Genomic DNA, 26746 nt, shown 5'->3' on the forward strand with positions numbered 1-26746 from the left:
GGCGCGTGAGGCGGCAGGCGTCGCGGGACCTTCATGGGCAACGACAAGACCAACATGATCATCGCCATCGCGCTGTCGCTGGCGGTGTTGCTCGGCTGGAACTACTTCATCACGGCGCCCCAGGTGGAGCGCCAGCGCCAGCAGCAGGCCCAGACGGCCGCGTCCCCGAGCCCGAAGGAGGGCGGCCCCTCCGCACCGGTGCCCGGCACCCTGCCGGGGGCGGCGGGCGGCAATCCGCAGGCGGCGCTGACCCGCGAGGAGGCCCTCGCCCGCTCGCCGCGCGTGCGCATCGACACCGACGCCCTGCGCGGCTCGGTGGCGCTCAAGGGCGGCCGCATCGACGACGTGTCCCTGAAGGGCTACCACGAGACCGTCGACCCGAAGAGCCCCGAGATCATCCTGCTCTCGCCGACCGGCTCGGCCAATCCCTACTACGCCGAGTTCGGCTGGGTCGGGCAGAATGCCGGCCCGCTGCCGGGCAGCGACACCGTCTGGACCGCCGACGGCGAGGTGCTGAGCGCGGGCAAGCCCCTGACCCTGACCTGGGACAACGGCGCCGGCCTCGTCTTCCGCCGGGTCCTCTCGGTCGACGACAAGTACATGTTCACGGTCGAGGATTCGGTCGAGAACAAGGGTGCGAACGCGGTCACGCTCTATCCCTACGGGCTCGTCTCGCGCTGGGGCAAGCCGCACACCCAGGGCTACTACGTCCTGCACGAGGGCCTGATCGGCGTCGCCGGCGACAAGGGCCTGCAGGAATACACCTACGACAAGATGGCCAAGGAGAACCCGCTCGGCAGCCCCGGCACCCGCGGCGTGAGCTGGCCCGGCATCGTCGGCGGCTTCCTCGGCATCACCGACAAGTACTGGGCCGCCGCGGCGATCCCCGACCAGAAGACGCCCTATACCGGCTCCTTCACCGAGCGCGACGAGGGCGCCACCAAGGTCTACCAGGCGAGCAACCTCGGCGACGCCAAGACCCTCGCGCCGGGCGCCACCATCCAGGCCAGCCAGCACCTCTTCGCCGGCGCCAAGGAGGTCTCGACCATCGACGCCTACCGCCAGAAGCTCGACATCAAGCAGTTCGACCTGCTGATCGACTGGGGTTGGTTCTATTTCATCACCAAGCCGATGTTCAAGGCACTGGACTTCTTCTACAAGTTGTTCGGCAACTTCGGCGTCTCGATCCTGGTGGTGACGTTCATCCTGAAGCTGTTCTTCCTGCCGATCGCCAACCGCTCCTACGTCTCGATGGCCAAGATGAAGGCCGTCCAGCCGGAGATGACGGCCATCCGCGAGCGCTACGCCGACGACAAGGTGAAGCAGCAGCAGGCCATGATGGAGCTGTACAAGAAGGAGAAGATCAACCCGGTGGCGGGCTGCTGGCCGGTGCTGATCCAGATCCCGGTGTTCTTCGCGCTCTACAAGGTGCTGTTCGTCACGATCGAGATGCGGCACGCGCCGTTCTTCGGCTGGATCCGCGACCTCGCCGCGCCCGATCCGACCTCGATCCTCAACCTGTTCGGCCTGCTGCCCTTCGCGGCCCCCGACATCGTGCATCTCGGCGTCTGGCCCATCGTCATGGGCATCACGATGTTCCTGCAGATGAAGATGAACCCGGCCCCGCCCGACCCGGTTCAGGCCCAGGTCTTCACCTTCATGCCGATCATCTTCACCTTCATGCTGGGCTCGTTCCCGGCGGGGCTGGTGATCTACTGGGCCTGGAACAACCTGCTGTCGATCAGCCAGCAATACTGGATCATGCGGCGCAACGGCGTGAAGGTGGAGTTGTGGGACAACCTGCGCTCGACGTTCTCCCGCGGCAGCACCGTCAAGGCGGCGAAGGGCTGATGGCCGACCAAGCCGACGACGAGGCGCTCCGCGAGGCGGGGCGCCTGCTCTTCGCGGGCGCCGCCGACTTCGCCACGGCGGCCGATTCCCTCGAGAGCCTGCCGCCGATGAACGGCCACGAGATCGCCTTCGCGGGCCGCTCGAACGTCGGCAAGTCGAGCCTGATCAACGCGCTCACCGGGCGCAACACGCTGGCGCGCACCTCGCACACGCCGGGGCGCACGCAGCAGCTCAACTTCTTCGATCTCGGCGGCAAGCTGACCCTGGTCGACATGCCGGGCTACGGCTACGCGGCGGTATCGAAGGCCAGGGTCGCATCCTGGACGGAGCTGATCCACGCCTATCTGCAGGGCCGGGCCAACCTCGCGCGCGTCTACCTCCTCATCGACGCCCGGCACGGCATCAAGGCGAACGACGCCGAGGTGCTCGACGAGCTCGACTCGGCCGCGGTCTCCTACCAGATCGTGCTCACCAAGGCGGACGCGCTCAAGAAGGGCGAGATCCAGGCGAGGCTCGACGCCACGGCGGCCGCTCTCGCCCGCCGGCCCGCCGCCTATCCGGAGATCATCCTGACGTCGAGCCGCACGGGCGACGGCATCGCGGAGCTGCGGGCGAGCGTGGCGCGCCTCCTCGCCGAGCGCGCCTGATGCTGCCCCTGCCCGAGCGGCTCCTCCTCGCCCTCGGAGCGCTCGCCGGCCTCCTCGGCGTGGCGCTCGCCGCTGCCGCGGCGCATCTGACCAACGGCGGCAATCTCCAGACCGCCGCGCAATTCCTGCTGTTCCACGCCGGTCCGCTGCTCGCGCTGGCGGGTCTCGCCGGCAGCGGGCGGCTCCGCGCCGGCCCGGCCCGGCTCGCGGCGCTCGCCCTGGTCCTCGGCCTCGCGCTGTTCTGCGGGGATCTGTCCCTGCGCGCCCTTGCCCAGGTGCCCCTCTTCCCGATGGCGGCGCCCGGCGGGGGCATCCTGCTGATGCTGGGCTGGGGCCTCGCCGCCGTCGCGGCCCTGTGGCCGCCTCGCTCCTGATCGCCCGGCCGCGAATCTACGCCACTTGCAGGAAGGCCTGGGCCGGTCCCAGATCGCGCGTGAACACGCCCGCGGTCAGCGGGCCGCCGAAGACGGCGCCGGTGTCGAGGTTGGTCCGATGGCGGCGCACATCCGGCTGGCCGCCGCGCACCGGCGTGTGGCCATGCACCACGTGGCGGCCGAAATCGTGATCGGCGGAAAGGAACGGCTCGCGGATCCAGAGCCGCTGGTCGGGATCCGGATCGGGGGCCGGCCGGCCGGGCCGGAACCCGGCATGCACGTACCACCGGGCCTCGTCCGCATGCACCGTCGGCAGGGCGGCGATCCAGTCCAGGTCATCGCGAGGAATCTGGTCGACGCGGGACACGCCGTAGGAGGCCAGCACCGTCCGGCCGCCGTTGAACAGCCAGAGCGGCTCGTCGGCGCCGGAGAGCGCACCCAGCAGCATCGCCTCGTGATTGCCCATCAGGCAGACCACCCGGTCGGGCTCGCGCGCCTGAAGGCCGCGCAGGGTGGCGATCACCCGGGCGCTGTCCGGCCCCCGGTCGACGTAGTCGCCGAGGCAGACGATGCGGCGCGACCGCCCGGCCCGGTGCTCCTCGATCTGCATCAGGAGCCGGTCGAGGCGATCGGCGCAGCCGTGAATGTCGCCGATCGCGTAGGTGAGGTCCGCGCCGTCCATATCCGTCCCTCACCCCATCATCCCCGGCAGAATGGCCTCGCGCAATTCCGCCGGGCGTCCCGGTTCTTCGCATCACCGAGAATCGGCGGAGGGCCGGCGCCCTGCGGCGCCGGCCCTGCGGCGCCGGCCCTCCGGGATCGCTCAGTTCAGCGTGACGTTGGCCGGCCGGCGACCGGCCGTCACCGCCACGTCGGCGATCACCAGACCCTCCGGCCCGAGGCGCACCGGCACGGTCTCGCCGTCGTGGATGTGGCCGCTGAGCAGCTGCTCGGCCAGCGGATCCTGCACGGCCTTCTGGATCACGCGCTTCAGCGGACGCGCCCCGTAGGCCGGGTCGTAGCCGCGCTCGGCGAGCCAGGCGCGGGCGTCGGGCTCGACCTCGAGGGTGATCTTGCGCTCGTCGAGGAGCTTCTGGAGGCGGGCGAGCTGGATGTCGACGATCGCCCCCATCTCCGCCCGCTGGAGGCGGTGGAACAGGATGATCTCGTCGACGCGGTTGAGGAACTCGGGCCGGAAATGCCCGCGCACCACCGCCATCACCTCGTCGCGCACCGCGTCGCTGTCCTGGCCTTCCGGCTGGTTCACCAGGTACTCGGCACCCAGATTCGAGGTCATCACCAGGAGCGTGTTGCGGAAGTCCACCGTCCGCCCCTGCCCGTCCGTGAGCCGCCCGTCATCGAGAACCTGCAACAGGACGTTGAACACGTCCGGATGCGCCTTCTCGATCTCGTCGAACAGCACGACCTGATAGGGCCGGCGCCGCACCGCCTCGGTCAGCGCCCCGCCCTCCTCGTAGCCGACATAGCCGGGCGGCGCGCCGATGAGCCGGGCGACCGAATGCTTCTCCATGTATTCCGACATGTCGATCCGGACGAGGGCGGTCTCGTCGTCGAACAGGAAGCTCGCCAGCGCCTTGGTCAGCTCGGTCTTGCCGACGCCCGTCGGCCCGAGGAACATGAACGAGCCGATCGGCCGGTTCGGATCCTGCAGGCCGGCGCGCGCCCGGCGCACCGCGGTCGCGACCGCCTCCACCGCCTCGCGCTGGCCGACGACCCGCTTGCCGAGGGCCGTCTCCATCGCGAGCAGCTTCTCGCGCTCGCCCTCCAGCATCTTGTCGACGGGCACGCCGGTCCAGCGCGAGACGACGCCCGCGACGTGGTTGGGCGTCACCGCCTCCTCCATGAAGCCGGAGCCGTTGCCGCGCGTGCCGTCGGCGCCGCGGGCCTCGATCTCGGCGAGTTCCCGCTCCAGCCCCGGGATGATGCCGTAGGCGAGTTCCCCCGCCCGCTGGTACTGGCCCTGGCGCTGCGCGGAGGCGAGTTCGGTGCGCGCCTCGTCGAGCTTCTTCTTCAGCTCCGCGGCGCGGCCGAGCTTGTCCTTCTCGGACTTCCAGCGCGCCGTGATCGCCGCCGACTGCTCCTCGAGGTCGCCGAGTTCCTTCTCCAGCCGGGTCAGCCGGTCGCGCGAGGCCGCGTCGGTCTCCTTCTTCAGCGCCTCGGCCTCGATCTTCAGCCGCACGATCTCGCGGTCGATGTTGTCGAGTTCCTCGGGCTTCGAGTCGACCTGCATGCGCAGGCGCGAGGCGGCCTCGTCGACGAGGTCGATGGCCTTGTCGGGCAGGAAGCGGTCGGTGATGTAGCGGTTCGACAGGGTCGCGGCCGCCACCAGGGCCGCGTCCTGGATGCGCACGCCGTGGTGCTGCTCGTACTTCTCCTTGATGCCGCGCAGGATCGAGACCGTGTCCTCCACGGTCGGCTCCGACACGAAGACCGGCTGGAAGCGCCGGGCGAGCGCCGCATCCTTCTCGACGTGCTTGCGGTACTCGTCGAGGGTCGTCGCCCCCACGCAGTGCAGCTCGCCGCGGGCGAGCGCGGGCTTGAGCAGGTTCGAGGCGTCCATCGCCCCGTCCGCCTTGCCGGCGCCGACCAGCGTGTGCATCTCGTCGATGAACAGGATGATGCCGCCCTCGGCCGCCGTGACCTCGGAGAGCACGCCCTTCAGGCGCTCCTCGAACTCGCCGCGATACTTCGCGCCGGCGATCAGCGCGCCCATGTCGAGGGCGAGCAGCCGCTTGTCGCGCAGGCTCTCCGGCACGTCGCCGTTGACGATGCGAAGCGCCAGCCCCTCGACGATGGCGGTCTTGCCGACGCCAGGCTCGCCGATCAGCACCGGGTTGTTCTTGGTGCGCCGGGACAGGACCTGGATGGTGCGGCGGATCTCCTCGTCGCGGCCGATCACCGGGTCGAGCTTGCCCTCGCGGGCGGCCTCGGTGAGGTCGCGGGCATATTTCTTCAGGGCGTCGTAGGCGTTCTCGGCGGTGGCGTTGTCGGCGGTGCGGCCCTTGCGCAGGGCATTGATCGCCGCGTTGAGCGACGCCGCGGTCACGCCCGCCGCGGTCAGCGCCTTGCCGGCCTCGCTGTCCTTCTCGACCGCGAGAGCGAGCAGCAGCCGCTCCACGGTGACGTAGGAATCGCCTGCCTTCTCGGCGGCCTTCTCGGCGGTGTCGAACAGCCGCATGAGGTCGCGCGTCGCCTGCGGCTGCGAGGCGCCGCCGGACACCTTCGGCTGCTTGTCGAGCCACGCCTCAATCTGGGCCAACGCCACGCGCGACTGTCCGCCGGCACGGTCGATGAGGCCCGCGCAGAGACCCTCCGGGTCGTCGAGCAGCACCTTCAGCACGTGGCCGGGCGCGAGCTGCGGATGACCTTCGCGCATGGCGAGGGCCTGGGCCGATTGCACGAAGCCGCGGGCGCGCTCGGTGTATTTCTCGAAATTCATCTCGTCTCCCCTCCTCTGATCGCGACCTTCCGCCCCTCATGGGCGCGGACGGACCGACAGCTGCCCTCGCCTCTCCGGCGCCGGGCCCCGGCTCTCTGGCTGAGCCACCGGTGACCTCCATGTGGTGTGGCATAAGGGTAACACAAGGGGTGAGGCCGGATCGGAGGGAGGATCCGTCATGCACGCGGCGGGGGACCGCTCCGCTTGTCGCGCGCGGACCGGCAGCGTAGCCCTATGGCATGAGCACCCTTCGCGTCGCCGCCCTGCACCGCTACCCGGTCAAGGGCCTCTCGCCCGAGCCGCTGGAGAGCGCGGATCTCGCGGCGGGGGCGTATTTCCCCGGCGACCGGCTCTTCGCGATCGAGAACGGCCCGAGCGGCTTCGATCCGGCCGCACCGGCCCATCAGCCGAAGATCAAGTTCCTGATGCTGATGCGCAACGAGGAACTCGCGCGGCTCGCCACCCGCTACGACGACGCGACCGGCACCCTGAGCATCCGGGAGGGCGACCGGGGCCGGCTGCGGGCCGATCTCGGGACGCGCGAGGGTCGGCTGTCGCTCGAAGCCTTCTTCCGCCGCTTCATGCCCGAGGCCCTGCGCGGCCCGCCGAAGCTGCTCTCGGCGCCCGCGGGCTTCCGGTTCACGGATTCCCGCCGCGGCTTCGTCTCGCTCATCAATCTCGCGAGCGTCGCGGCGATCGAGGACATGGTCGGCGTGCCGGTCGATCCGCTGCGCTTCCGCGGCAATCTTCAGATCAGCGGGCTCGCGCCCTTCGCCGAACTCGACCTCGTCGGGGCGGAGCTGGTCTGCGCGTCGGGGCTGCGCCTGCGGGTGACCAAGCGGACCGAGCGCTGCGCCGCCACCAACGTCGATCCTGCGACGGGTCTGCGCGACCTCGCGATCCCGCGGGCCCTGATGCAGCATCTCGGCCATACCGATTGCGGCGTCTACGCGGAGATCGTGGCGGGCGGATCGCTCCGGCGGGGCGACGCGCTCGCCGTGGCGGCCTGAGCGCCCCGGCCCGCGGGGCGCCCCGGCGGCCGGAGCGGCTATTCGCGCGTGCGCAGCCAAGCCGGCTCGGGATCCTCCGGCGGCAGCACGGCCGCGACGGCATCGAGATCGACCGTGTAGGTGTCGGTGAGGAGCCGCCAGAGATCCCGGCGGCTGACGGCGCTGCGACCCAGCGCGTCGACGGTGGCTGCGAGCAGGACGGGGCTGGTCAGAGCGGGACGCGGAAGCAGCGAATCGGAGTAGGGCATCGTTCGATCTCGCGGGTGCGCATCGAAGATGCTGATGCATCGTGGTTAATAACTCCTTAATCCGGTCGCGCCGCGAGATCGGTCGGCTGGCTCGCGCAGTATCCGCGGGCCCGCGACGCAGTTGTCCCGGTGCGCGGCAGCGACGGCATGGCAACCTCCGGGGAACCCCTTAGGGCTGTTTCCTTACGCGGCGGCCCGGAATTTCGTCGCCCGGTCGATCCGGCCATTGTCGCCTCATCCAATGCGGGACGAGGACGGAAGCGATGGTACGCGACACTGCACGGACGGTCTCCCGATCCGCCGATCAGGGCATGGCCGCTCCCGCCGCCGGCCTGCACGAGACCGGTCTGTTCGCGGAATGCCCCGACCTCATCGGCACGCCCTCCGCCTTCGCCCGTGACGAGGAGATCTTCGGCGAGGGCGAGGAGGCGGAGTTCGTCTACAAGGTCGTGAGCGGCGCGGTGCGCAGCTACAAGATCCTCGGCGACGGGCGCCGGCAGATCACCGGGTTCCACCTGCCCGGCGACCTGTTCGGCTTCGATCCGGGCGAGAGCCACGGGCACACGGCGGAAGCGGTCAGCGACACCCGCGTCCTCATCTTCAAGCGGCGGCCGATCGAGCGCGCGGCGACGCAGCGGGCCGAGGTCGCCTGCCAGCTCTGGGAGATGACCGCCCGCACCCTGCGCTACGCCCAGGATCACATGCTGATGCTCGGGCGCGGCTCGGCCCAGGAGCGGGTCGCCACCTTCCTGATGAAGGCCGGCGAGCGGTTGGGCGGAGCCGGTGCCGTCGAATTGCCGATGACCCGGCGGGACATCGCGGATTACCTCGGCCTCACGTTGGAGACCGTCTCGCGCACGATCTCGCACCTGGAAGAGGAGGGTGCGCTCCTTCGTGCGGGCGCCCGCCACGTCACGCTCCGCCGCGGTCGCCTGCGCCAGCTGGTCGAGGCCTGATTCCCAGGCCGGTGTCCGGGCAAGCCCGGCTGGCACTCGGCGGCGGAGCCGCCAGCCTCGCCGTGAAGCCCGCGAGCGCCCAGGCCTTCCCGATCTCCTATTCCCGCAAGCTCGTCCCCGAGATCTTCGCGAACCTCGTCCTGCCGCCGCGCTATACGCCACATCCGGTGATCGGCTCGGAAGTCTACGCGGAGCCGCCCGAGCCGGCCGCCCTGCGCCGGGATCGGAGGAGCCGCTGGTCCTCGGGACCGGTGGGAGCGACACGGGTGGCTTCCGGCTCGACTTCGAGCGGGCCGAATTCCGGGACGTCATCCGCGCCATCCTCCACGACGCCCTCGGCGTGAGCGACTCCCTCGGCGCCGAGGTCAGCGGCCAAGTCACCGTTTCGTCGGCGCGCCCGCTCGGGCGCACGAAGTGACGATGCAGATCGTGCAGGAGATCTCGGCCGTGGTCTCCGCCGCCGATACCCTGACGCCGACCATCTCGAAACGCCGGGTGGCGAGCCCGATCTCGGCGGCGAACGGCCAGACCGTGCTCCTCGCCGGCCCGATCAGCCAGGAGCGCCTGCGCGGCCGCCACGGCATTCCCTTCCTCGATCGCATCCCCGAGGTGGGGCGCCTGGTCAGCGCCACCGCCAATTCCGACGCGCGCAAGGAACTCGTCGTCTTCGTCCGGCCGGCCGTGGTCCGCGGCAACCGCGACGCGCAACCGGTGACCGAGGCCCTTCGGACCCAGCTCATGGATGCGGGCCTGCACCGGGGCGCCGCGCCGCGGTCGGCAGTGATCAAGCCGTGAGCAGGATCGCAGCCGCCATCCACCCGCCGGGATCGCGCCGCCGGGCGGAGCGGGACCCGCGCCTCAGGGTTCGGCGGCCTCCGCCGAGGCGCTGTCCAGCGACGACGTCGCCCCGGCCGTGAGCCAGCCACCGGCGATGGCGCCGACGACGAGGGCGCCCGCCACGAAGACGACCGGGAGGGCGAGGGCCAGGAGCGGGCTCTGTTTCGGGGGAGTGGTCATGCGGCCTCCTCTCACATCGCTCCGAACCTCGGGACAACGCCGCAGATTCGGATCCGTGCCGATGGCGACATTCCAAGCATATTGCGTGCCCAGGACGGCCGCCGTCACCCCCTCTTTTCGGCAAATATACACGGCAAAGTTGTGAAATCCTCGCCGTCCGGCGCCTCGGGGAACCAGAATTGCCCCGCTTGCCCGCAAGCACCGCCTCCGAGGGTTGTGAAAGGCCACGCTTCGTCATAACCTTACGGAATATTCGTCGGAAACCTTCGCCATGGTCACGCGCGTCGCCACCGTCGCCTTCGAGGGCATCGAGGCGCGGGCCGTCGACGTGCAGGTGCAGATCACGCCCGGGGCGGTCGCCTTCACGGTGGTGGGCCTGCCCGACAAGGCGGTGGCGGAATCCCGCGAGCGCGTGCGCGCGGCCCTGATCGCCTCGGGGCTCGCGCTCCCGGCCAAGCGCATCACCGTGAACCTCGCCCCGGCCGATCTGCCGAAGGAGGGCTCGCATTACGACCTGCCCATCGCGCTCGGGGTGATGAGCGCCATCGGCGCCCTGCCGGGCGATGCCCTCGCCGGCTACTGCGTGCTCGGGGAACTCGCCCTCGACGGGGGCATCACCGCGGTGGCGGGAGTGCTGCCCGCCGCCATGGCGGCCAATGCCCGCGGCCTCGGCCTGATCTGCCCGGCGGCGAGCGGCCCGGAAGCCGCCTGGGCCGGAGGCGAGATGGAGGTGCTGGCGCCCCGCTCCCTCATCCAGCTCGCCAACCATTTCAAGGGCACGCAGGTCATGGCCCGCCCGCAGCCGGCAGTGGCGGCGGAGGGCGGCCTCCTGCCGGACCTGCGCGAGATCAAGGGTCAGGAGGGCGCCAAGCGGGCGCTGGAGATCGCCGCGGCGGGCGGCCACAACCTCCTGATGAACGGGCCGCCCGGCTCCGGCAAGTCGATGCTCGCCGCCCGGCTGCCTTCGATCCTGCCGCCGCTCGGCCCCCGCGAACTCCTCGAGATCTCGATGATCCAGTCGGTGGCCGGAGAGCTGAAGGACGGCGCCCTCTCGAACCGTCGCCCCTTCCGGGCGCCGCACCACTCGGCCTCGATGGCGGCGCTGGTCGGGGGCGGGATCGGCGCCCGGCCGGGGGAAGCCTCCCTCGCCCATGGCGGCGTGCTGTTCCTCGACGAATTGCCGGAATTCACGCCCCAGGTGCTCGATTCCCTGCGCCAGCCGCTGGAGACCGGCAGCGTGATGATCGCGCGGGCCAACCACCGCGTGACCTATCCGGCGCGCTTCCAGCTCGTCGCGGCGATGAATCCCTGCCGCTGCGGCCACGCCACCGAGCCGGGCTATGCCTGCCGCCGGGGGCCGAACGAGCGCTGCGTGGCGCAGTACCAAGCCCGCCTCTCCGGCCCCCTCCTCGACCGCATCGACCTCCGGATCGAGGTGCCCGCCGTCACCGCCGCCGACCTGATCCTGCCGCCGCCGACGGAGGGCTCGGCGGAGGCGGCCGCCCGCGTCGCGGCGGCCCGCGCCCGGCAGGAGCGGCGCTACGCGGAGGCCGGCCTGCCCGGCGGGACGACCAATGCCGCCTGCCCGGCGAGCCTGATCGAGGCGGCGGCGCGGCCCGACCCGGACGGGCTCGCCCTGATCCGCGACGCCGCCGAGGCGATGCGCCTCTCGGCCCGCGGCTTCCACCGCGTGCTGCGGGTCGCGCGCACCCTCGCCGACCTCGACGGGGAGGCCCGCGTGCGCCGCCTGCACCTCGCCGAGGCTCTGTCCTATCGCGGCCGCTCCACCACGCACCCGGCCGCGGCCTGAGATGCGCGCCAATCGACACGTCGTCTTCGCGATCTGCTAACCCCATCCCGCAAGTCATCTTTCAGCTCTCCGCCGCATCCTGCGCCCCGCAGGCGGGCCGGGGGACGGGGCGATGGGATGGATCGAGGGCGCGACGCGGACCGGCATCGCCGCGGCCCTGCGGGCGGAATCCGGGCTCGCGAAGGCCGGTCTCGGCCAGGAATTCGGGCTGGGATTCGGCCTCCTCGCCGCGCTCCTGCTCGGCGCGCTGGTCTGGTACCTGCGCCGGCTCGCGCTGGGGCGCCGCGAGCGCGAGATCGAGCACCTGCACGACCGCATCTGGCACCTGTCCGAGAGCGAGGAGCGCTACCGCAGTCTCGTCGAGGCCCAGATCGAGGTGATCGTGCAGCGCGACGCGGAGGGACGCATCACCTTCGCCAACGAGGGGTTCGCCCGCCTCGCGGGCAGCAGCCCGGAGGCCCTCCTCGGCAGCACGCGCGAACTCGCCCTGCTGGAGAGCACCCCGACCGAGCGGCGGCCCGACGGCACCCGGGCGGCCGACGTGGCGGTGGCGCCGCCCGAGGGCGGAGCGCCGCGTTGGTTCGCCTTCGTGGAGACCGCTGTGGTCGGCCGCGACGGGCGCCCGGAGGTGCTGCGCGCCGGCCGCGAGATCACCGAGCGGATCGAGGCGGTGCGCTCCCTCGACGAGGCCCGCAGCCGGGCCGAGGCCGCGAGCGTGGCGAAGTCGCGCTTCCTCGCCACGGTCAGCCACGAGTTCCGCACGCCGCTCAACGGCATCCTCGGCATGGCCGACCTGATGCTCGAAACCGCGCTCAGCCCCGAGCAGGAAACCTACATCCGCGCGGTGAAGACCTCCGGGGAGGCCCTGCTCTCGCTGATCGACGGCATCCTCGATTTCTCGAAGATCGAGGCCGGCCGGGTCGACCTCGCGGCGGAGCCCTTCGACCCCGCCGGGCTGGTGGAGAGCGTGGTCGAGCTGCTGGCGCCGCGGGCGCAGGACAAGGGGTTGGAGATCGCCGCGGACCTCGCCGACGACCTGCCGCTCCAAGTGATCGGCGACGGCGACCGCGTGCGGCAGATCCTGCTCAACCTCGCCGGGAATGCCGTCAAGTTCACGGAGACCGGTGGCGTCGGCGTCACCGCGTCATGGCTGGACGGAGAGATCGTGCTTGCCGTGCGCGACACCGGGCCGGGCATCCCGCCGGAGCGGCTGCCGCTCCTGTTCGAGGAATTCGAGCAGGGGGATAGCAGCGCGAGCCGGCGCCACGAGGGGACGGGGCTCGGCCTCGCCATCACCCGCCGGCTCGTCGACCGCATGGGCGGGCGCATCGAGGCGACCTCGCGACCGGGCGAGGGCAGCTGCTTCCGCGTCGTGCTGCCGCTGCGGGCCGCGGGCGAGGCGAGGCCCCTCCCCCCTCCCTGGCCGGCCGGCGGATCCTGATCGCGGCCGCCTCGGCGATCGAGGGGCCGCTCCTGCGCGCGCGCCTCGCGCGGGCGGGCGCCGTCGTCATCGTCGCCGAGACCGAAGCGGCCGCCCGCCACGCCCTGGCGGGTCGCGAGGACGACCCGTCCTCCTTTGACGCCGTGCTGGCCGACCGTGCGCTGGGCGACGAGGCGGTGCGCCGCATCGCGGGCCTCGCCAAGCGGGCCGGCGTGTCCCGGACGATCGTGCTGCTCTCACCCTTCGATCGGCGCGATTTCGGATCGCCGGTCTCGGCGGGGTTCGACCGCTACCTGATCAAGCCGGTGCGGGCGCTGTCGCTGTTCGCGCGTCTGTGCGAGGAGGCGCCTCCGCCGGGCGGCGAGCTGCGCCGGCCCTCGCGGACGGAGCGGCCGGCCGTCCCCCGCCTCCGCCCCCGCGTCCTCCTTGCCGAGGACAACCCGATCAACGCGCTCCTCGCGCGCAAGGCCCTGGAGCGCCTGGACGCCGCCGTGACCTGGGTGCCGGACGGGGTCGAGGCCCTGCGCCACCTCGAAGCCGCCGCAGCCGGCGAAGCCGAGGGCTTCGACCTCGCGCTCCTCGACATCCGGATGCCCCGCCTCGACGGCCTCGAGGCCGCGCGGCGCATCCGCGCCTTCGAGTGCGCCCGCGGCGCAGCGCCCCAGCACCTCGTCGCTCTGACCGCCAATGTCGGCGCCGAGGATCAGGCGGCGGCCGAGGAAGCGGGCTTCGACGGCTTCCTCTCGAAGCCTCTCGACCTCGCCGCGCTGCCGGCGCTCCTCGCCGGGGTGGCGCGCGCGGCGTGAGCGGCGATTGACAGGCCCGGTTCCGCCGCGCGAGGAGAGCCGCATGGCCGAGCCCATTCCCGCCCCCGACCGGTCCCGCGACGCCGCCCTGGCCGGCGGCATCGCCGCCCTCACCCTGGTGGTGATCCTGGTCGCGAATCTCGTACCCACCGGACACGCGGCGGCCGGCCGGCCCGCCGAGGACCCGGCCTGCCTCGAATGGACGGACGATTGCGTGGTCTGCACGCGCGACGGCGGATCCGTCGCCTGCACGACTCCCGGCATCGCCTGCGTGCGGCGGGCACCGGAATGCACGCGCCGGTGAGCCCGGCCATTCCCCGGCGTCTCAAGCCGTGCGACGGCCGTGCGTTTTCGAGGGTGACGCCAGCGCTTGAACCCGCTATCCGTCCGAATGCATCCTCCCTGCGGGGCCTGTAGCTCAATGGTTAGAGCCGACCGCTCATAACGGTCTGGTTGCAGGTTCGAGTCCTGCCGGGCCCACCACACCGCACTCAAGTGCTTGTGGGGAAACCAGGGTCTGCAAACTTGCAGCAGGATGAGTGCCGATATCGGCGGTCGGCATGACCGAGAGGGTGGCGCGGGAACGCCACATGCTGGGCTGACTCGCATCGACGCGGCGCATCGCCTCACTGAACCAGCAGACACACGAGCGGGTCGTCAAGTCGCGACGAACATGACGACGCGGGTGGGAACCGGGCCGTCCCGAATGACTGCGCGGCGGATGCCAGTGACGCCGTCATTCCGGATGGCGCGCAAGCGGATAATCGCGATGAAACCGCGATCTTCCTTGCGTCATATCGCGCCGGAAGATTTCCCCTTCGAGCATGTCGGCTTTCCAACCTTCAGTCAGAAAATTCTTCAATTACAGAAACGAGAGATTCGAGCGCCACTCCGCTTTTGAACGCGATGGACAGTCATCCACGTTCTCATGAGGGTAAAATCCGGAGCGTAACTCTTCAGATATACCTCGCGTGCCAAAGGCTGTCGGACAGGAGAATCCGATGCGGTCATGGGCGGCGCAGATCCGCAGGGTCTTGGCGGACCGCGAGGGCAACCTCGCCATCCTGACGGCCTTCCTGATGGTGCCGATGGTCCTCGTCGTCGGAGGCGCGATGGACCTCGTCGTCTACGAGCGGGCGCGCCTCGCCCTGCAGGACGCCCTGGACCGCGGCACCCTCGCGGCCGCCTCCCTCTCGCAGACCAAGGAACCGCAGGCCCTCGTCAAGTCCTATGTGGATGCGGTACCGGCGATCAAGGGCGCGCAGGTCTCCGTCAGCGACGACCACAAACCCAACCTGCGCAAGGTGACGGCCCAGGCGACGATCCGCCAGACGACGGCGTTCCTCAAGCTCGCCGGCATCGGCACGCTCGTGGTGACCGCAGCCTCCACCGCCCAGGAGAAACGCTCGAACATTGAGGTGTCGGTCGTTCTCGACATCTCCGGATCGATGTACGACAACGGCGGCCTCGCACAGTTGAAGCCGGCCGCGAAATCCTTCCTGGACGTCGTCCTCAAGGACGATCTGCGGGCCACGACGTCGGTCAGCATCATCCCCTTCGCGGGTGCGGTGAATCTCGGCTTCGGGGTGTTCAACCTTCTGTCGGGCTACGTCCCCTCGCTCGGCGAGAAGGATGCGGGCCCGAATGCGAACGGCCAATGCGACCCGTCGGTGCTGTCGCTCTATGCCCGGCGGCACTGCTACTCGTCCTGCTTCGAGATGGTCGATGCCGACTTCAAGGCCGGCACGCCCCTGTTCCCGAAGCGCGATCAGGTCCCGCATTTCTCGGTCTACAACATCAGCGCCAAGGGCAAGCTGCCCTGGTGGTGTCCGACGGATTCCGCCGCCGTCTCCTACCTGACGAACGACATCACCTACCTCAAGCAGCGCATCGACGCCCTCGCCCCCTACGACGGCACCGGTACCGCCTACGGCATGAAATGGGCCGAACTCCTCCTCAACCCGGCCATGCGGCCGACCGTGGCCACCATCGGCAATACCGGGCTCGCCCCCATCCCCGCCGAGTTCCGCAACCGGCCGGCCGATTTCGGGAGCGCGGACACGCTGAAGTTCATCGTTCTGATGACGGACGGCCAGATCGGGTTCCAGCCCCGGCCCGTCGGCTCCCTGTCCGGCAATACGGGGACGGCCGAGGTGACCGACAAGAACGTCACCGGCTCCAACTCCAAGACCGTCTACACCGAGGCGCAATCGGCCGCCTTCTACAAGCAGGTCTGCGACTATGCGAAGGCCGAGGGGATCACGATCTTCACGGTCGCCTTCAAGGTGGATGCCGCGGTGGCCAAGTCCATCGCGGCCTGCGCGAGCGACCAGTCCTACGCCCTGAAGGTCGACGGCCTCGACATGTCCACGGCTTTCCAGTTCATCGCCACGTCGATGCAGAAGATCCGGCTGGTGAACTGACCATGAGGCTGCGATCCTTCCGGCGCTCCACCTCGGGCAGTGCGGCCCTCGAATTCGCGATGCTCGCGCCCCTGTTCCTGTCCGTGGCGTTGTCGAGCTTCGAGGCCGGATGGCTGATGATCCAGTCCAGCCGCCTCGATCAGGCCGTCTCCAAGATCGTGCGCCTCGTGCGGGTCGGCGACGCGAACGCGCCGAAGACGCAGGATCAAATGCGGATTGCGATCTGCACCGAGGCGGTGGTCATCCGCGACTGCGCCAACGTCCTCACGGTCGAACTGACGCCGGTCGCCACCGCCTCCGATATTCCGGCCTCCGCGGTGCAATGCGTCGACCGCGGCGCGAAGCTGCAGCCGAGCGTCGCCTACAAGGAGGGCAGCCGGGCCGCGATCATGTATCTGCGGGTCTGCGTCGTCGTGGATCCGGTGACGCCCTTTCTCGGGCTCGGCCTGGCGCTTCCGAAGGATGCGACGGGCGGCTACGCGCTGATCTCGCGCACCGCCTTCATGAACGAGCCGGGCTGAGGAGGCATGCCGATGCAGACGGTCGCCATCCTTCTCCGCCGGTTCCGCCGCTCGGACCATGGGACCTCGGCCATCGAGTTCGCGCTGATCATGCCGGCGCTCGTGGTGCTCGTCGGCGCCGGCCTCGTCCTGTTCCTGCTCTCCCAGGGCGCCAACCGGGCGGAATCGGCCACCTTCACCATCGCCGACATCCTGTCCCGCAAGAGCACGGTCAACAAGACCTTCCTCGACACGACCTACGACATGTTCGTCAAGATGCTGCCGGCGGCGTCGAGCGAGGTGACCTTCCGGGTCAGCAGCATCCGCAAGACGAAGGGCACGCTCGCGGTGGATTGGTCGTACCCGGTCGCGCCCCTGAAGGCGCTGTCCGACCCCGCCGCCATCGCGGCCAATCTCCCCGACATCGCGGACAGCGACTCGCTGATCGTGGTGGAGACCGGGGTCGCCTACGTCCCGGCCGCCGGGCTGATCGGCATCGCCGCCGGCAGCCACGTCAACGTCGCGGCGACCCGGCCGCGGTTCACGGCGTCGATCACCTACGAGAATTGAAGGGCCGCGCCCCGGCTCATACGGTTTCCGGATGATCGCTTCGCGATGCGGAAACCGGCCTCGCTGAGGCGCCGCGCGGGCTCGTGATACGGTTTCCGAAAGTGATCGTCCGGAAACCGTATCAGATCTTCGAGGCGTCGAACCACACGCAGTTGCGGGCCACCACCGCGAAACTGATCTCCGAGCGGGCCGGCTGCGGCAGCACCGCGCCGTCGATCGCCACCGTGGTCTGGTTCGAGGTGGTGCCGTCGCCGAAGCTCTGCGGGCGCGTGACGTAGCAATACTGCTTCTCGGGCTTCGCCTCGTCGCCCTTGAAGTTCCAGCCGGTCACGATCGACCCGTCGAGATAGGGCACGGTCTTGAACACCGTGAAGCTCGTGCGGATCGCGATGCTCGCCGGCGCCTCCGACTTGCCCTGGTTGGTGGTCAGCGCCGCCACGTCGGGCCGGCCATTCCCCTTCGGGACTCCGCCTTCGAGGCGAAGCGTGTTGTCGGTGAGCGTGACCTCGCCCTTGGTCTTCAGGGTGACGTCGTTGAGGGCCGTGGTCAGGGCCGCGGCGAGCTTGTCGGCCGCGCCCTGCACCTCGTGCATCGTCGCGTAGCCGTAGAAGGCCGCACCCGCGCCGAGGCCCGCGAGGCACGCGAAGGCGCCGAGGCCGAGGGCCCGGAACAGGAAGGCGCGGGCCGCGACCATGCGGGCCTCGGCCCGCAGGCGGCCGTTGACGTGCTGGGCGAGCGCCACGTTCTCGGGCGTGCCGGGGGCGAGGTAGCTCACGATCTCGGCCTCTCGATGCGATCGTCATCCCGGGCCGGCCCGGCGGCCGGCGCACTCCCCTGCGGGCGGCGCTGGTCGAGGGGGATCGCCGCCCCGGAGGCGATCGCCTCGCGCACCGCGCGCTGGGCGTCGCCGAACTGCCCGGCGCTCTCGGCGATCTGGTTGAGGAGGAGCGGCATTCCCTCTTGGTTGAGCACGACGCCGAGATCGTCCTCGTCCGCGTAGGTGCGGCGCAGTTGCACCGCGCAGAGCGCGAGGAGCGTCGAGGCGAAGGCCGCGCAGAGGGCGGGCACGAACACGAAGATGCGCAGGAAGGCGTGGACCTGCTGGTCGGTGACGTCGATCGGATCGACGCCGTAGACCATCGCCGTGAAGGAGTGGAGCTGCGAGCGCCGCACGGCGTCGCGGTAGCTCACCTCGGCCTCGGTGACGCGCCGGTCGGAGGCGCCGCGGTCGAGGGCGGCCCGGGCCGCGCGGGCTTCGGCGAGGTTCTTGGCCACCGCATTCCGCTCATCCCCGGCGCTCTTCAGGCTGCCGGCGATGGTCGCGGTGCGCGGGTCGGTGACGCAGCGCATGTAGGAGTAGCGCTTGCCCCGGCTGTTGGTGCCCGAGAGCCGCTCGCAGCGCTGGCCCGGCAGGCCGGCGAGCTGGGCCGAGGCCTCGCTCGCGCGCTTCTCCAGGGCCTGGGATTCGGCGCTGTACTGGGCGACGCGGGCATCGGCCTGGGCGATCCGCGTGTCGAGGCTCGCCCGGTCGGCCTGCGCCTCGTTCAGCACCGTGCGCGCCTTCGCGGCCTCGGCGAGGCGGGGGTGGAACATCATCTCGCCGAGCTGCGACACGGATTTGGTGGTCACGCCCGCCGCCATCACGATGCCGATCACCGCGAGGCTCTTGATCAGCCAGTCCCGCTGCACGCGGATCAGGATGCCGAGCGGCACGCGGCAGAGCTCGATCGCCGCGTAGACCACGGGGGCGAGCAGCATGAACCAGAAGCTCTGGTCGTTGCGGTCCGCGTAGGTCTCGGCGAAGAACCACGCCCCGGCGAGCGAGGTGCAGATCACCAGCGCCTCGACGAGGTAGGCGATGCCGACGTAGCCCCAGCGGATCCGGTAGCCCTTCTCGATGGCGCGCCGCTGCTTCCAGGCGGCGGTCTCGTCGCTCCAGGCGCGCTTCTCGCGGGCGACGATCCGGTCCGGGGGCTTTCTCAGCAGCATCGACGCTCCTCGCGCGGGCGCAAAGGCGTCCGCGTCAACGGATTCTCAACCCATGGCATGACGCCGTTTTGCGCCGAAAATACGCCGCTTCCTACCCCTGCGGTTGCAGCGCACCGCAACCCGCGCAGCGGTCCACGGCTTTTCGACGCCGCGGCCGGCGGCCCGTTTCTGTCCTATCTTCCCCGGCGGGAATCGGCGCCGGCCGGCGCCGATTCCCTCCAATCGCTGCTGCGCGAGGGCCCGCATGTCGGACGACCGCTACCACAAGGACCGCCTCGGCAACCGCCGTCTGCATCCCGAGACCCTGATGCTCGGCTACGGCTACGATCCCGCCCTGTCGGAGGGCGCGGTCAAGCCACCGGTCTTCCTGACCTCCACCTTCGTCTTCACCTCGGCCGAGCACGGCAAGGCCTTCTTCGACTACGTCTCGGGCCGCCGCGAGCCGCCCCGGGGCGAGGCGGCGGGCCTCGTCTATTCGCGCTTCAACCACCCGAACAGCGAGATCGTGGAGGATCGCCTCGCGGTGTTCGAGGAGGCGGAGAGCGCCCTGCTGTTCTCGTCGGGCATGGCGGCGATCGCCACGACGATCCTGGCCTTCGCCCGGCCGGGCGACGTGGTGCTGCATTCCCAGCCCCTCTACGGCGGCACCGAGACGCTGATCGCCCGGACGCTCGCGGGCTTCGGCATCGGGGCGGTGGGCTTCGCGAACGGCACCGATCCGGCCTCGCTCGGCGAGGCCGCCGCCGCGGCCCGCGCCGCCGGCCGGGTCAGCGTGGTGATGGTGGAGACGCCCTCGAACCCCCTCAACACCCTCGTCGACCTCGCGCTGGTGCGGCGGATCGCCGACGAGATCGGTGCCGCCCAGGACGGGGCGGCGCCGGTGGTGATCTGCGACAACACCCTGCTCGGTCCGCTCTTCCAGCACCCGCTGCGGCACGGAGCCGACATCTCGGTCTACTCGCTCACGAAATACGTCGGCGGCCATTCGGACCTGATCGCCGGGGCGGCCCTCGGCTCGGCGGCGCGGATGCGGCCGGTGCGCCTGCTGCGCTCGGCCATCGGAACGCAGCTCGATCCGCATTCCTGCTGGATGATCGGCCGCTCCCTCGAAACCCTCACCCTGCGCATGGGCGCCGCCAACCGCAACGGCGAGCAGGTGGCGGCGATGCTCGCGCGCCACCCGAAGGTCACCCGGCTCCACCACCTCGCCTATCTGGAGCCGGGCTCGCCCGCCGCACGGGTCTATGCGGCGCAATCCGACGCTCCCGGCTCGACCTTCTCCTTCGACGTGGCGGGGGGCGAGGCGGAGGCGTTCCGCGTCCTCAACGCGCTGCAATTGTTCAAGCTCGCGGTGAGCCTGGGGGGCACCGAGTCCCTCGCCTGCCATCCGGCCTCCACCACGCATTCGGGCGTGCCGAAGGAGGTGCGCGACCGCCTCGGCGTGACCGACGCGACGATCCGCGTCTCGATCGGCATCGAGCATCCCGACGACCTGATCGCGGATCTCGAAGCGGCGCTCGCGACCCTGTCGTGACGGCGTGGGTCAGGGCCGCCGCCCGGCGGCGATCCTGACCTGCCGGGCGATGCGCGCGCGCAGCTCCGCGGCCAAGCCCCGGGCGCGGTCGAGGGCGCTCCGGGGACCGCCCGCCTGCGCGTCGATCTCGTCGAGGCGGTCGAAGGCTTGGGCGCGCGCCACGAGTTCGGCCGCCACCGCCCGGGGATCGCGCACGACCCAGCCGAAATGGAAGGCGTCGCCGCTCTCGGCGTAGCGGGTGCCGGGGGGGAAATAGTACTTGGCCGCATGGCCGGAGACCGCGTCGATCAGCGCGAAATTCGCGTGGAGGCGCTCCATCCAGTTGAGGCCGAGGAGCCGGCATCCGGGCGCCGCGAAAGCCGAGGTGTGGAAGGCCGAGCCCGTGGATCCCATCACGATCCGGCGGGTGGAGAGCAGCCGCACCTGATCGCCGAAGGGCAGGGTCTCGGGCGCGACGATCTCGACGCCGCACCGGTCGAGTTCCGCCACGATCGCGTCCTCGTTGGCGATGCGCGAGATGCCGGAGGAGAGCCGCGTCTTCGACAGGTAGACCGGCCGGCCGAGGCGCTCCCCACCCCAGAAGGGCTGACCGACCGCGCGGCAGAGATCGCCGAACACGCGATGGACGAAGGCCTGCTCCCTGAAGGCGGGGTCGGGCAGGACGAGGCGCGGGATCCTGACCGGCTCGTAGAAGCACGCGACCCCTTCCGCCCCCACCCCGAGGCCGCCGAGGATCGCCCCGACATAGCCGGGTCCCTCGGCCGGCGCCGGCGTGAAGGCGAGAAGGCGCGGGAGCGGGCCCTCCCAGCCGAGGAGCGGCCACAGCCGGGCGAGGGTGTCGACGATGAAGTGCCCGTAATGGGGCGCGAGCGCGCCCACGAACAGGTAGGTCGCCTCCGGTGCAGGCACCGGCGCAGGGCGCGGGCCCGGCTCCCCGCCGCCGCCGGCGATGCGCTCCCCGGCGGCGAGGAGCGCCCAGCGCCCCTGTGCATCGGGGGGTACGTAGACCGCGTGCTCGACGACCCGCAGGGCCGGCAGCGCCTCCAGCAGCACGGATTCGCCCCAGAGCTCGCGGCAGCGGCGAAGCCTGCGTTGCATTCCTCTCTCCATCGCCTCCCCTTGGCACAGTTTCGGGAATGTCGCGAACCGGCCGAAACGACAAAGCGGCCGCCCTTTCCGCTTGCCCCGGCGGCCCGCCTCTCCAAGATGGTGCGGCTCCCCTCCCCCGGCCCGTGAGATCGACCGCCTGCGATGACCGACCCCGTGACCTCCGGCGCTTCCTGGAAGGAAGCCATCCTGTTCCTGGTCACGGCCGGCGTGGTGGTGCCGCTGTTCCACCGGCTGCGGATCAGCCCGGTCCTCGGCTTCATCGGGGCGGGGGCCCTGCTCGGCCCCTCGGGGCTCGGGCGCCTCACCGGCACCGCGCCCTGGCTCGCCAACGTCACCATCGGCAGCCGCAGCGAGATCGCGCATTTCGCCGAACTCGGCGTGATCTTCCTGATGTTCATGATCGGGGTGGAGCTGTCCTGGGAGCGCCTGCGCATCCTGCGCCGGCTGGTCTTCGGCCTCGGCTCGCTGCAGGTGGCGGTGTCGAGCCTCCTCCTCGGCGGCCTGCTGCTGCCCCTCGGGGTCAGCCCGACGGCGGCGGCCCTGGTCGGGCTCGCCCTCGCCCTCTCCTCCACGGCGGTGGTGCTGCCCGTGCTCGCCGAGCAGAAGCGCCTCAACACCCCGGCCGGCCGGGCGAGCTTCGCGGTGCTGCTGTTCCAGGACCTCGCGGTGGCCCCCGTCCTGTTCGCCATCGCGGTGCTCGGGCGCAAGGACGGCGATGCCCTCGGCGGCCTCGCCGTCGCCCTCGGGCAGGCGGTGGTGGCGGTGGTCCTGATCGTCGGGGCCGGGCGGCTCGGCCTGCGCCCGCTGTTCCAGCTCGTCGCGCGCACCCGCAGCCCCGAGCTGTTCATGGCCGCCTGCCTGCTCGTGATCGTGGCGACCGCCCTCGTGGCGGCGTCGAGCGGGCTGTCGACCACCCTCGGCGCCTTCGTGGCCGGCCTCCTCCTCGCCGAGACCGAGTATCGCCGGGCCATCGAGGCCACCATCGACCCGTTCAAGGGCCTGCTCCTCGGGGTGTTCTTCGTCTCGGTGGGCATGAACCTCGATCCGGCGCAGCTCGTGAACGCGCCGGCGGCGATCCTCGGGCTCTCCTTCGCGGTGATCGCGCTCAAGGCCGCCGTGATCCTCGCCATCGCGCGGGCCCTGAAGCTGTCGCGGGCGGTGGCGGTCGAGACCGCCCTGCTCCTGGGAGCGGGGGGCGAGTTCGCCTTCGTGCTGATCGGCAGCGCGCTCACGGCCGGGCTGGTCCCGGAGGATCTGGGACAGGCGGCGCTCATCGTCACCACGGTCACGATGGTGACGATCCCGATCCTGGCGGCCATCGCCCGCCGCCTCGGGCGCCGCCTCGACCGCCGGGCGCTCGCCCATCAGGTGACGGCCGAGCCGCCGCCCGAGACGCAGCAGGGCCGGGTGATCGTGGCGGGCTACGGCCGGGTCGGGCGGCTCGTCGGCGAGATGCTGGCCCGCCACAAGGTGCCCTATCTCGCCCTCGACATGGATGCGGCGCGGGTCGCCGAGCAGCGCCGCCTCGGCAACCCGGTCTTCTTCGGGGATTCCGCCAATCCCGAGTTGCTGCGCCGCTGCGGCATCGCCAGCGCGCGGGCCCTCGTCGTCACCCTGGATGCCCCCCGCTCCGTCGAGGCGGTGGTGGCGGCGGGCCGGGCCGAGCGGCCGGACCTGACCATCGTCGCCCGCGCCCGCGACGCGCGCCACGCCACGGCGCTGTACGACCTCGGGGTGGACGACGCGGTGCCGGAGACGATCGAGGCCTCGCTGCAGCTCTCGGAGGCGGTGCTGGTGGATGTCGGCGTGCCGATGGGCCTCGTCATCGCCTCGATCCACGAGCGCCGCGACGAGTTCCGCGCCCTCCTCAAGCGCAGGGAGGAGGCGCCCGCGCCGGAATTCCAGGCCCGCCGGACGGTCGGCAAGGCGCATTGAGGCCGGGCGATGAGCGTGCAATTCGGCCCCCAGCAGGAGGCGGCCCTGCAGGCCGTCTCGGCGTGGCTCCGGGCGGGAGAGCCGCAGGTCTTCCGCCTGTTCGGCTTCGCGGGCACCGGCAAGACGACGCTCGCCCGGCGCCTCGCCGAGGATGTCGAGGGCGGGGTGCTGTTCTGCGCCTATACGGGCAAGGCGGCCTCGGTGATGCGCCAGCGCGGCTGCCCGGACGCGTCGACCATCCACAGCCTGATCTACCGCACTCGCGAGGATACCGAGGGCGGGCCGGCCTTTACCCTCAACCGCACCGGGCCGGTGAGCAAGGCGGCCCTCGTCGTCATCGACGAATGCTCGATGGTGGATGCCGACCTCGGCAACGACCTGCTCTCCTTCGGCAAGCCGGTGCTGGTGCTGGGCGATCCGGCGCAGCTGCCGCCGGTGAAGGGCGGCGGCTTCTTCACCGAGGCCGAGCCCGACGTGATGCTGACGGAGGTCCACCGCCAGGCCGCCGACAACCCGATCGTGCGCCTCGCCATGACGGTCCGCGAGGGCGGACGGCTGGACTTCGGCGATTACGGCGAGAGCCGGGTGATCCCGCGCCGCGCGATCGACCCCGCCACCGTGCTCGCCGCCGACCAGGTGCTGGTCGGGATGAACCGCACCCGACGGCTCTATAACGGCCGCATCCGCGAGCTGATCGGCCACGCCGACCCGATGCCGGCGGTGGGCGAGAAGTTGGTCTGCCTGCGCAACGACCGCACCAAGGGCCTGCTCAACGGCTCGACCTGGACCGTCCAGGCCCTGCGCGCCGCCCCCCGCCCCGACCTCGTGCGCCTCGACGTGGTGCCGGAGGACGATCCGGCGCTCCGCCGCAAGCCCCAGGACATCCGGGTTTTGCGCTCGGTGATTGCCGGCAGCGAGGAGGAGGTGCCGGCGATCCTGCGCCGTGAGACCGAGGAGTTCACCTACGGCTACGCGCTCACCGTGCACAAGGCGCAGGGGTCGCAATGGGACCGCGTGGTGCTGTTCGACGAATCCTACGCGTTCCGCGAGCACCGGGCGCGCTGGCTCTACACCGCGCTGACCCGGGCGGCGGAGGTGATCACGGTGGTGGTGTAGAGATGGCGTCGTTCCGTCCTCTCATACGGTTTCCGGATGATCGCTTCGCGATGCGGAAACCGGCCTCGCTCAGGCGCCGCGCGGGCTCGTGATACGGTTTCCGAAAGTGATCTTCCGGAAACCGTATCACTGGAGTCGGGAGGTGGGCGTATGATGGATGTCACGCGACGTTCCGTGCGGGTTCCGTTTGGGACGCCCCATTTTTACTGGCGAGGTTTCTGATGGCTGCGGTCGAGTCCATCACGGTCGATCTCCCCTCCGACATCGCTGAGTCCGTGCATCAGGCTGTCGAGGCGGGCGAGTACGCATCGGCGAGCGAGGCGATCGGCGATGCGGTGCGTTTGTGGAAACAGCATCGGAACGCCCACGACGATACGCATGGCTATTCGATCGAGGAGTTGCGCGAGTTGGTCCGCGAAGGTCTGGAGAGCGGGCCGAGCCAGTGGGACAGCATGGCCGAGGTGAAGGCCGAGGCACGCCGGCGCTTCGAGGCGTCTGCCGCGAAGGTCGATCGGTGAGGACGGTCCGGCGAACCCGCCGGGCCGACGAGGATCTGATCCACATCTGGTCGAGCATCGCGCAATATGATCCGGGCGCGGCCGATCGCCTGCTCGACGCGATCGAGCAACGCTGGCAGCTGCTCGTGCAGCATCCTTATTCGGGTGTCTCGCGCGAGGAGATCGCTCCCAACCTCCGGCATCTTGTGATCAGACAGTATCTGATCCTCTATCGTGTCGAGGCGGAGACGATCGAGATCGTCCGCGTGCTCCACGGTCAGCGCAAGCTCGATCGATCGATGATTGAGGATTAGCCTCTACGTCTTGGTCTCGCGCGCCCGTGTCTGAAGGCATGCGCCACGGAAGCCAGCACGGATGGTTCGGCGCGCGGGCCTCAGGCTAGCCGGTCTTGCGCCACGATCCCGAGCACGGCGACGACCGCCTGCGAGGGCGATGAGGTCGCGCTGTCGATGACGAGGCACGGCCGGTCCCAGGACTCGTAGTCCAGGCGCAGGATCGCCTCCCACGAGGGCAAGACGAGACCGGGAATGTCCGACACCCGTCCCTCGACGCGGCGGCGGTGCTCCTCGCGGTCCGGGCACACCACCTCGACCTCGATCAACCGCGCTCCGGCGCGGCCGGCCATGTCCCGCCACCCCTCGCGGCTGGCGGTGTTAGGGTTAACGCAATCGGCCACGACGATCCGCCCGTCCGCGAGATTCGCCCCCGCGAGGGCCTGCGCCACCGCGTAGCCGGACGCGCCTACGGCGTCCGCCGGCACGCCCGAATCCCGGATCGCCTGCTCGATGACGTCGATGCGCAGATGGGCCGCCGCGAGGGCGCGGGAGATCGCCGTCTTGCCCGTTCCGGGCAGGCCGCCGAACACGATCAGCATACCTTCATTCACCGGCAGCCCGCCGTTCCTCGATCTCCCGCGTCGTCCGGTCATAGATGTCTGACGCGACCTTGAGGGCGAGCAGGCCACCGATGATGAGAACGGCACTCACGCCGAGGATCTGCCATGCGTCGGTGACGGTCATCGATGTCGATCTTCGGCTCGGAGGAAGCGAAGGACCGCCTGACCGGCGAGGTGGAAGCTTACGCCCGCGATGAGGAGAAGTCCTCCGCCTCAGGCGAACACGCCGTGGCGGCCCTGCGTGATCGGGATCACGAAGGCGGCCCCGAACACCGCGATGGCCATTGAGTTGAACAGCGAGGCAAGCAGCTTGGCTCCCTCGTTGAAGCGTTTGGCACGATGTTTCTGGTCGCCCTTCGGCATCGGGTATCCGGCGGGAGCGCGAAGGCGGTGACTCGCTTCGCGCTCGCATATGACCCAACGTCATGACGGTGGTCCAGTGCTATGGGCGCTGCCCCCGCTGGACGAACGCGCCGCGAGCCCCCACCTACGCCGCAGCACGACAGCCTGCCCGGAGAGACATCCTTGGCCAACGA

The 26746-nt window shown here is 70.7% G+C and carries 27 protein-coding genes, 1 tRNA gene and 1 pseudogene; 19 read left to right on the forward strand and 10 right to left on the reverse strand.

Going from position 1 to position 26746, the window contains the following annotated elements:
• Positions 1-33: 33 nt before the first annotated feature.
• Genes yidC through ACE101_RS21710 form a run of 3 tightly spaced genes read left to right on the forward strand, consistent with a single transcriptional unit; the run spans position 34 to position 2872 of the window.
• Positions 34-1851 (forward strand): membrane protein insertase YidC, encoded by a 1818-nt coding sequence (yidC, locus tag ACE101_RS21700; RefSeq protein ID WP_379133942.1) that lies wholly within the window; start codon positions 34-36, stop codon positions 1849-1851.
• A complete protein-coding gene (gene yihA / locus ACE101_RS21705) occupies positions 1851-2498 on the forward strand; it encodes a ribosome biogenesis GTP-binding protein YihA/YsxC (protein ID WP_379133945.1) in 648 nt (215 codons plus the stop codon). The genes yidC and yihA overlap by 1 nt, the downstream gene beginning before the upstream one ends.
• Positions 2498-2872, forward strand: coding sequence for a DUF423 domain-containing protein (locus ACE101_RS21710; protein ID WP_379133949.1), 375 nt, complete (start codon positions 2498-2500; stop codon positions 2870-2872). Before yihA ends, ACE101_RS21710 begins: the two co-directional genes overlap by 1 nt.
• A 16-nt stretch (positions 2873-2888) precedes the next feature.
• On the opposite strand, the gene ACE101_RS21715 is transcribed toward ACE101_RS21710, so the two are convergent.
• Both ACE101_RS21715 and clpB read right to left on the reverse strand, forming a co-directional pair.
• Positions 2889-3554, reverse strand: coding sequence for a metallophosphoesterase family protein (locus ACE101_RS21715; protein WP_379133952.1), 666 nt, complete (start codon positions 3552-3554; stop codon positions 2889-2891).
• A gap of 141 nt (positions 3555-3695) precedes the next feature.
• Entirely contained in the window at positions 3696-6332 is a 2637-nt protein-coding gene (gene clpB, locus ACE101_RS21720; protein ID WP_379133955.1) for an ATP-dependent chaperone ClpB, read from the reverse strand.
• 239 nt (positions 6333-6571) lie between these two features.
• Between clpB and ACE101_RS21725 the strand changes: the two genes are divergently transcribed.
• Complete coding sequence (locus ACE101_RS21725) at positions 6572-7342, forward strand: MOSC domain-containing protein (protein ID WP_379133958.1); 771 nt, start codon at positions 6572-6574, stop codon at positions 7340-7342.
• Between the two features lie 38 nt (positions 7343-7380).
• Here the strand turns inward: ACE101_RS21725 and ACE101_RS21730 are convergent, their stop codons facing one another.
• Positions 7381-7590, reverse strand: coding sequence for a hypothetical protein (locus ACE101_RS21730; protein ID WP_379133961.1), 210 nt, complete (start codon positions 7588-7590; stop codon positions 7381-7383).
• A gap of 311 nt (positions 7591-7901) precedes the next feature.
• On the opposite strand from ACE101_RS21730, the gene ACE101_RS21735 reads away from it, so the two are divergent.
• The 3 genes from ACE101_RS21735 to ACE101_RS21745 all read left to right on the forward strand — a co-directional run bounded on the left by ACE101_RS21735 (position 7902) and on the right by ACE101_RS21745 (position 9341).
• Entirely contained in the window at positions 7902-8546 is a 645-nt protein-coding gene (locus tag ACE101_RS21735; RefSeq protein ID WP_379133963.1) for a helix-turn-helix domain-containing protein, read from the forward strand.
• An 11-nt stretch (positions 8547-8557) separates the two neighbouring features.
• Positions 8558-8890, forward strand: a complete 333-nt coding sequence (locus ACE101_RS21740) for a hypothetical protein (protein WP_379133966.1) — start codon at positions 8558-8560, stop codon at positions 8888-8890.
• Between the two features lie 76 nt (positions 8891-8966).
• The gene (locus ACE101_RS21745) at positions 8967-9341 is read left to right on the forward strand and encodes a secretin GspD/PilQ domain-containing protein (protein WP_502361934.1); all 375 of its coding nucleotides are present in this window, start codon (positions 8967-8969) and stop codon (positions 9339-9341) included.
• A gap of 63 nt (positions 9342-9404) precedes the next feature.
• On the opposite strand, the gene ACE101_RS21750 is transcribed toward ACE101_RS21745, so the two are convergent.
• On the reverse strand, positions 9405-9563 hold the full coding sequence (locus tag ACE101_RS21750) for a hypothetical protein (protein WP_379133970.1): 159 nt from the start codon (positions 9561-9563) through the stop codon (positions 9405-9407).
• A gap of 271 nt (positions 9564-9834) precedes the next feature.
• On the opposite strand from ACE101_RS21750, the gene ACE101_RS21755 reads away from it, so the two are divergent.
• From ACE101_RS21755 to ACE101_RS21785, 7 genes and pseudogenes are all read left to right on the forward strand, one after another.
• Positions 9835-11373, forward strand: coding sequence for a YifB family Mg chelatase-like AAA ATPase (locus tag ACE101_RS21755; protein WP_379133973.1), 1539 nt, complete (start codon positions 9835-9837; stop codon positions 11371-11373).
• Between the two features lie 112 nt (positions 11374-11485).
• A pseudogene (locus ACE101_RS21760) lies at positions 11486-13620 on the forward strand (ATP-binding protein).
• Between the two features lie 43 nt (positions 13621-13663).
• A complete protein-coding gene (locus ACE101_RS21765; RefSeq protein WP_379133976.1) occupies positions 13664-13924 on the forward strand; it encodes a hypothetical protein in 261 nt (86 codons plus the stop codon).
• Between the two features lie 103 nt (positions 13925-14027).
• Positions 14028-14103, forward strand: a tRNA-Ile gene (locus ACE101_RS21770).
• 518 nt (positions 14104-14621) lie between these two features.
• Positions 14622-16043 (forward strand): pilus assembly protein TadG-related protein, encoded by a 1422-nt coding sequence (locus tag ACE101_RS21775; protein ID WP_379133978.1) that lies wholly within the window; start codon positions 14622-14624, stop codon positions 16041-16043.
• A 2-nt stretch (positions 16044-16045) separates the two neighbouring features.
• The gene (locus ACE101_RS21780) at positions 16046-16564 is read left to right on the forward strand and encodes a TadE/TadG family type IV pilus assembly protein (RefSeq protein ID WP_379133980.1); all 519 of its coding nucleotides are present in this window, start codon (positions 16046-16048) and stop codon (positions 16562-16564) included.
• Positions 16565-16576: 12 nt separating this feature from the next.
• Positions 16577-17113 carry a TadE/TadG family type IV pilus assembly protein gene (locus ACE101_RS21785; protein WP_379133983.1) on the forward strand — a complete coding sequence of 179 codons (537 nt, stop codon included), beginning with the start codon at positions 16577-16579 and terminating at the stop codon, positions 17111-17113.
• A 121-nt stretch (positions 17114-17234) separates the two neighbouring features.
• Here ACE101_RS21785 and ACE101_RS21790 read toward each other — a convergent pair whose 3' ends face one another.
• Together ACE101_RS21790 and ACE101_RS21795 are read right to left on the reverse strand one after the other, a co-directional pair.
• Positions 17235-17888 carry a hypothetical protein gene (locus ACE101_RS21790; RefSeq protein WP_379133985.1) on the reverse strand — a complete coding sequence of 218 codons (654 nt, stop codon included), beginning with the start codon at positions 17886-17888 and terminating at the stop codon, positions 17235-17237.
• Entirely contained in the window at positions 17885-19102 is a 1218-nt protein-coding gene (locus ACE101_RS21795) for an ATPase (protein ID WP_379133987.1), read from the reverse strand. Before ACE101_RS21795 ends, ACE101_RS21790 begins: the two co-directional genes overlap by 4 nt.
• Positions 19103-19346: 244 nt before the next feature.
• On the opposite strand from ACE101_RS21795, the gene ACE101_RS21800 reads away from it, so the two are divergent.
• Complete coding sequence (locus tag ACE101_RS21800; RefSeq protein WP_379133989.1) at positions 19347-20636, forward strand: cystathionine gamma-synthase family protein; 1290 nt, start codon at positions 19347-19349, stop codon at positions 20634-20636.
• A 9-nt stretch (positions 20637-20645) separates the two neighbouring features.
• Here the strand turns inward: ACE101_RS21800 and ACE101_RS21805 are convergent, their stop codons facing one another.
• A complete protein-coding gene (locus tag ACE101_RS21805) occupies positions 20646-21734 on the reverse strand; it encodes a glycosyltransferase family 61 protein (RefSeq protein WP_379133992.1) in 1089 nt (362 codons plus the stop codon).
• Between the two features lie 153 nt (positions 21735-21887).
• Between ACE101_RS21805 and ACE101_RS21810 the strand changes: the two genes are divergently transcribed.
• The 4 genes from ACE101_RS21810 (at position 21888) to ACE101_RS21825 (ending at position 25608) form a co-directional block, all read left to right on the forward strand.
• On the forward strand, positions 21888-23681 hold the full coding sequence (locus ACE101_RS21810) for a cation:proton antiporter domain-containing protein (RefSeq protein WP_379133996.1): 1794 nt from the start codon (positions 21888-21890) through the stop codon (positions 23679-23681).
• 9 nt (positions 23682-23690) lie between these two features.
• On the forward strand, positions 23691-24797 hold the full coding sequence (locus ACE101_RS21815; RefSeq protein WP_379133999.1) for an ATP-dependent DNA helicase: 1107 nt from the start codon (positions 23691-23693) through the stop codon (positions 24795-24797).
• A gap of 221 nt (positions 24798-25018) precedes the next feature.
• Positions 25019-25315: a ribbon-helix-helix domain-containing protein gene (locus ACE101_RS21820; RefSeq protein WP_379134002.1), complete on the forward strand. Its 297-nt coding sequence runs from the start codon at positions 25019-25021 to the stop codon at positions 25313-25315.
• Complete coding sequence (locus ACE101_RS21825) at positions 25312-25608, forward strand: type II toxin-antitoxin system RelE/ParE family toxin (RefSeq protein WP_379134004.1); 297 nt, start codon at positions 25312-25314, stop codon at positions 25606-25608. The genes ACE101_RS21820 and ACE101_RS21825 overlap by 4 nt, the downstream gene beginning before the upstream one ends.
• Positions 25609-25688: 80 nt before the next feature.
• Here the strand turns inward: ACE101_RS21825 and ACE101_RS21830 are convergent, their stop codons facing one another.
• From ACE101_RS21830 to ACE101_RS21840, 3 genes are all read right to left on the reverse strand, one after another.
• A complete protein-coding gene (locus ACE101_RS21830) occupies positions 25689-26189 on the reverse strand; it encodes a P-loop nucleotide/nucleoside kinase family protein (RefSeq protein ID WP_379134006.1) in 501 nt (166 codons plus the stop codon).
• Between the two features lie 4 nt (positions 26190-26193).
• On the reverse strand, positions 26194-26334 hold the full coding sequence (locus tag ACE101_RS21835) for a hypothetical protein (protein ID WP_379134008.1): 141 nt from the start codon (positions 26332-26334) through the stop codon (positions 26194-26196).
• An 89-nt stretch (positions 26335-26423) separates the two neighbouring features.
• Complete coding sequence (locus ACE101_RS21840; RefSeq protein WP_379134010.1) at positions 26424-26573, reverse strand: hypothetical protein; 150 nt, start codon at positions 26571-26573, stop codon at positions 26424-26426.
• Positions 26574-26746: the final 173 nt, after the last annotated feature.

The organism is Methylobacterium carpenticola, assembly GCF_042748905.1.
Lineage (GTDB): Bacteria > Pseudomonadota > Alphaproteobacteria > Rhizobiales > Beijerinckiaceae > Methylobacterium > Methylobacterium carpenticola.

Coding starts and splice junctions, on each gene's coding strand:
- ACE101_RS21785 (WP_379133983.1), top strand. CDS start 16,577: ATGCAGACGGTCGCCATCCTTCTCCGCCGGTTCCGCCGCTCGGACCAT.
- ACE101_RS21795 (WP_379133987.1), bottom strand. CDS start 19,102: ATGCTGCTGAGAAAGCCCCCGGACCGGATCGTCGCCCGCGAGAAGCGC.
- ACE101_RS21710 (WP_379133949.1), top strand. CDS start 2,498: ATGCTGCCCCTGCCCGAGCGGCTCCTCCTCGCCCTCGGAGCGCTCGCC.
- ACE101_RS21745 (WP_502361934.1), top strand. CDS start 8,967: ATGCAGATCGTGCAGGAGATCTCGGCCGTGGTCTCCGCCGCCGATACC.
- yihA (WP_379133945.1), top strand. CDS start 1,851: ATGGCCGACCAAGCCGACGACGAGGCGCTCCGCGAGGCGGGGCGCCTG.
- ACE101_RS21725 (WP_379133958.1), top strand. CDS start 6,572: ATGAGCACCCTTCGCGTCGCCGCCCTGCACCGCTACCCGGTCAAGGGC.
- ACE101_RS21835 (WP_379134008.1), bottom strand. CDS start 26,334: ATGACCGTCACCGACGCATGGCAGATCCTCGGCGTGAGTGCCGTTCTC.
- ACE101_RS21765 (WP_379133976.1), top strand. CDS start 13,664: ATGGCCGAGCCCATTCCCGCCCCCGACCGGTCCCGCGACGCCGCCCTG.
- ACE101_RS21815 (WP_379133999.1), top strand. CDS start 23,691: ATGAGCGTGCAATTCGGCCCCCAGCAGGAGGCGGCCCTGCAGGCCGTC.
- yidC (WP_379133942.1), top strand. CDS start 34: ATGGGCAACGACAAGACCAACATGATCATCGCCATCGCGCTGTCGCTG.
- ACE101_RS21755 (WP_379133973.1), top strand. CDS start 9,835: ATGGTCACGCGCGTCGCCACCGTCGCCTTCGAGGGCATCGAGGCGCGG.
- ACE101_RS21805 (WP_379133992.1), bottom strand. CDS start 21,734: ATGCAACGCAGGCTTCGCCGCTGCCGCGAGCTCTGGGGCGAATCCGTG.
- ACE101_RS21820 (WP_379134002.1), top strand. CDS start 25,019: ATGGCTGCGGTCGAGTCCATCACGGTCGATCTCCCCTCCGACATCGCT.
- clpB (WP_379133955.1), bottom strand. CDS start 6,332: ATGAATTTCGAGAAATACACCGAGCGCGCCCGCGGCTTCGTGCAATCG.
- ACE101_RS21810 (WP_379133996.1), top strand. CDS start 21,888: ATGACCGACCCCGTGACCTCCGGCGCTTCCTGGAAGGAAGCCATCCTG.
- ACE101_RS21800 (WP_379133989.1), top strand. CDS start 19,347: ATGTCGGACGACCGCTACCACAAGGACCGCCTCGGCAACCGCCGTCTG.
- ACE101_RS21830 (WP_379134006.1), bottom strand. CDS start 26,189: ATGCTGATCGTGTTCGGCGGCCTGCCCGGAACGGGCAAGACGGCGATC.
- ACE101_RS21730 (WP_379133961.1), bottom strand. CDS start 7,590: ATGCCCTACTCCGATTCGCTGCTTCCGCGTCCCGCTCTGACCAGCCCC.
- ACE101_RS21715 (WP_379133952.1), bottom strand. CDS start 3,554: ATGGACGGCGCGGACCTCACCTACGCGATCGGCGACATTCACGGCTGC.
- ACE101_RS21735 (WP_379133963.1), top strand. CDS start 7,902: ATGGCCGCTCCCGCCGCCGGCCTGCACGAGACCGGTCTGTTCGCGGAA.
- ACE101_RS21750 (WP_379133970.1), bottom strand. CDS start 9,563: ATGACCACTCCCCCGAAACAGAGCCCGCTCCTGGCCCTCGCCCTCCCG.
- ACE101_RS21775 (WP_379133978.1), top strand. CDS start 14,622: ATGCGGTCATGGGCGGCGCAGATCCGCAGGGTCTTGGCGGACCGCGAG.
- ACE101_RS21840 (WP_379134010.1), bottom strand. CDS start 26,573: ATGCCGAAGGGCGACCAGAAACATCGTGCCAAACGCTTCAACGAGGGA.
- ACE101_RS21780 (WP_379133980.1), top strand. CDS start 16,046: ATGAGGCTGCGATCCTTCCGGCGCTCCACCTCGGGCAGTGCGGCCCTC.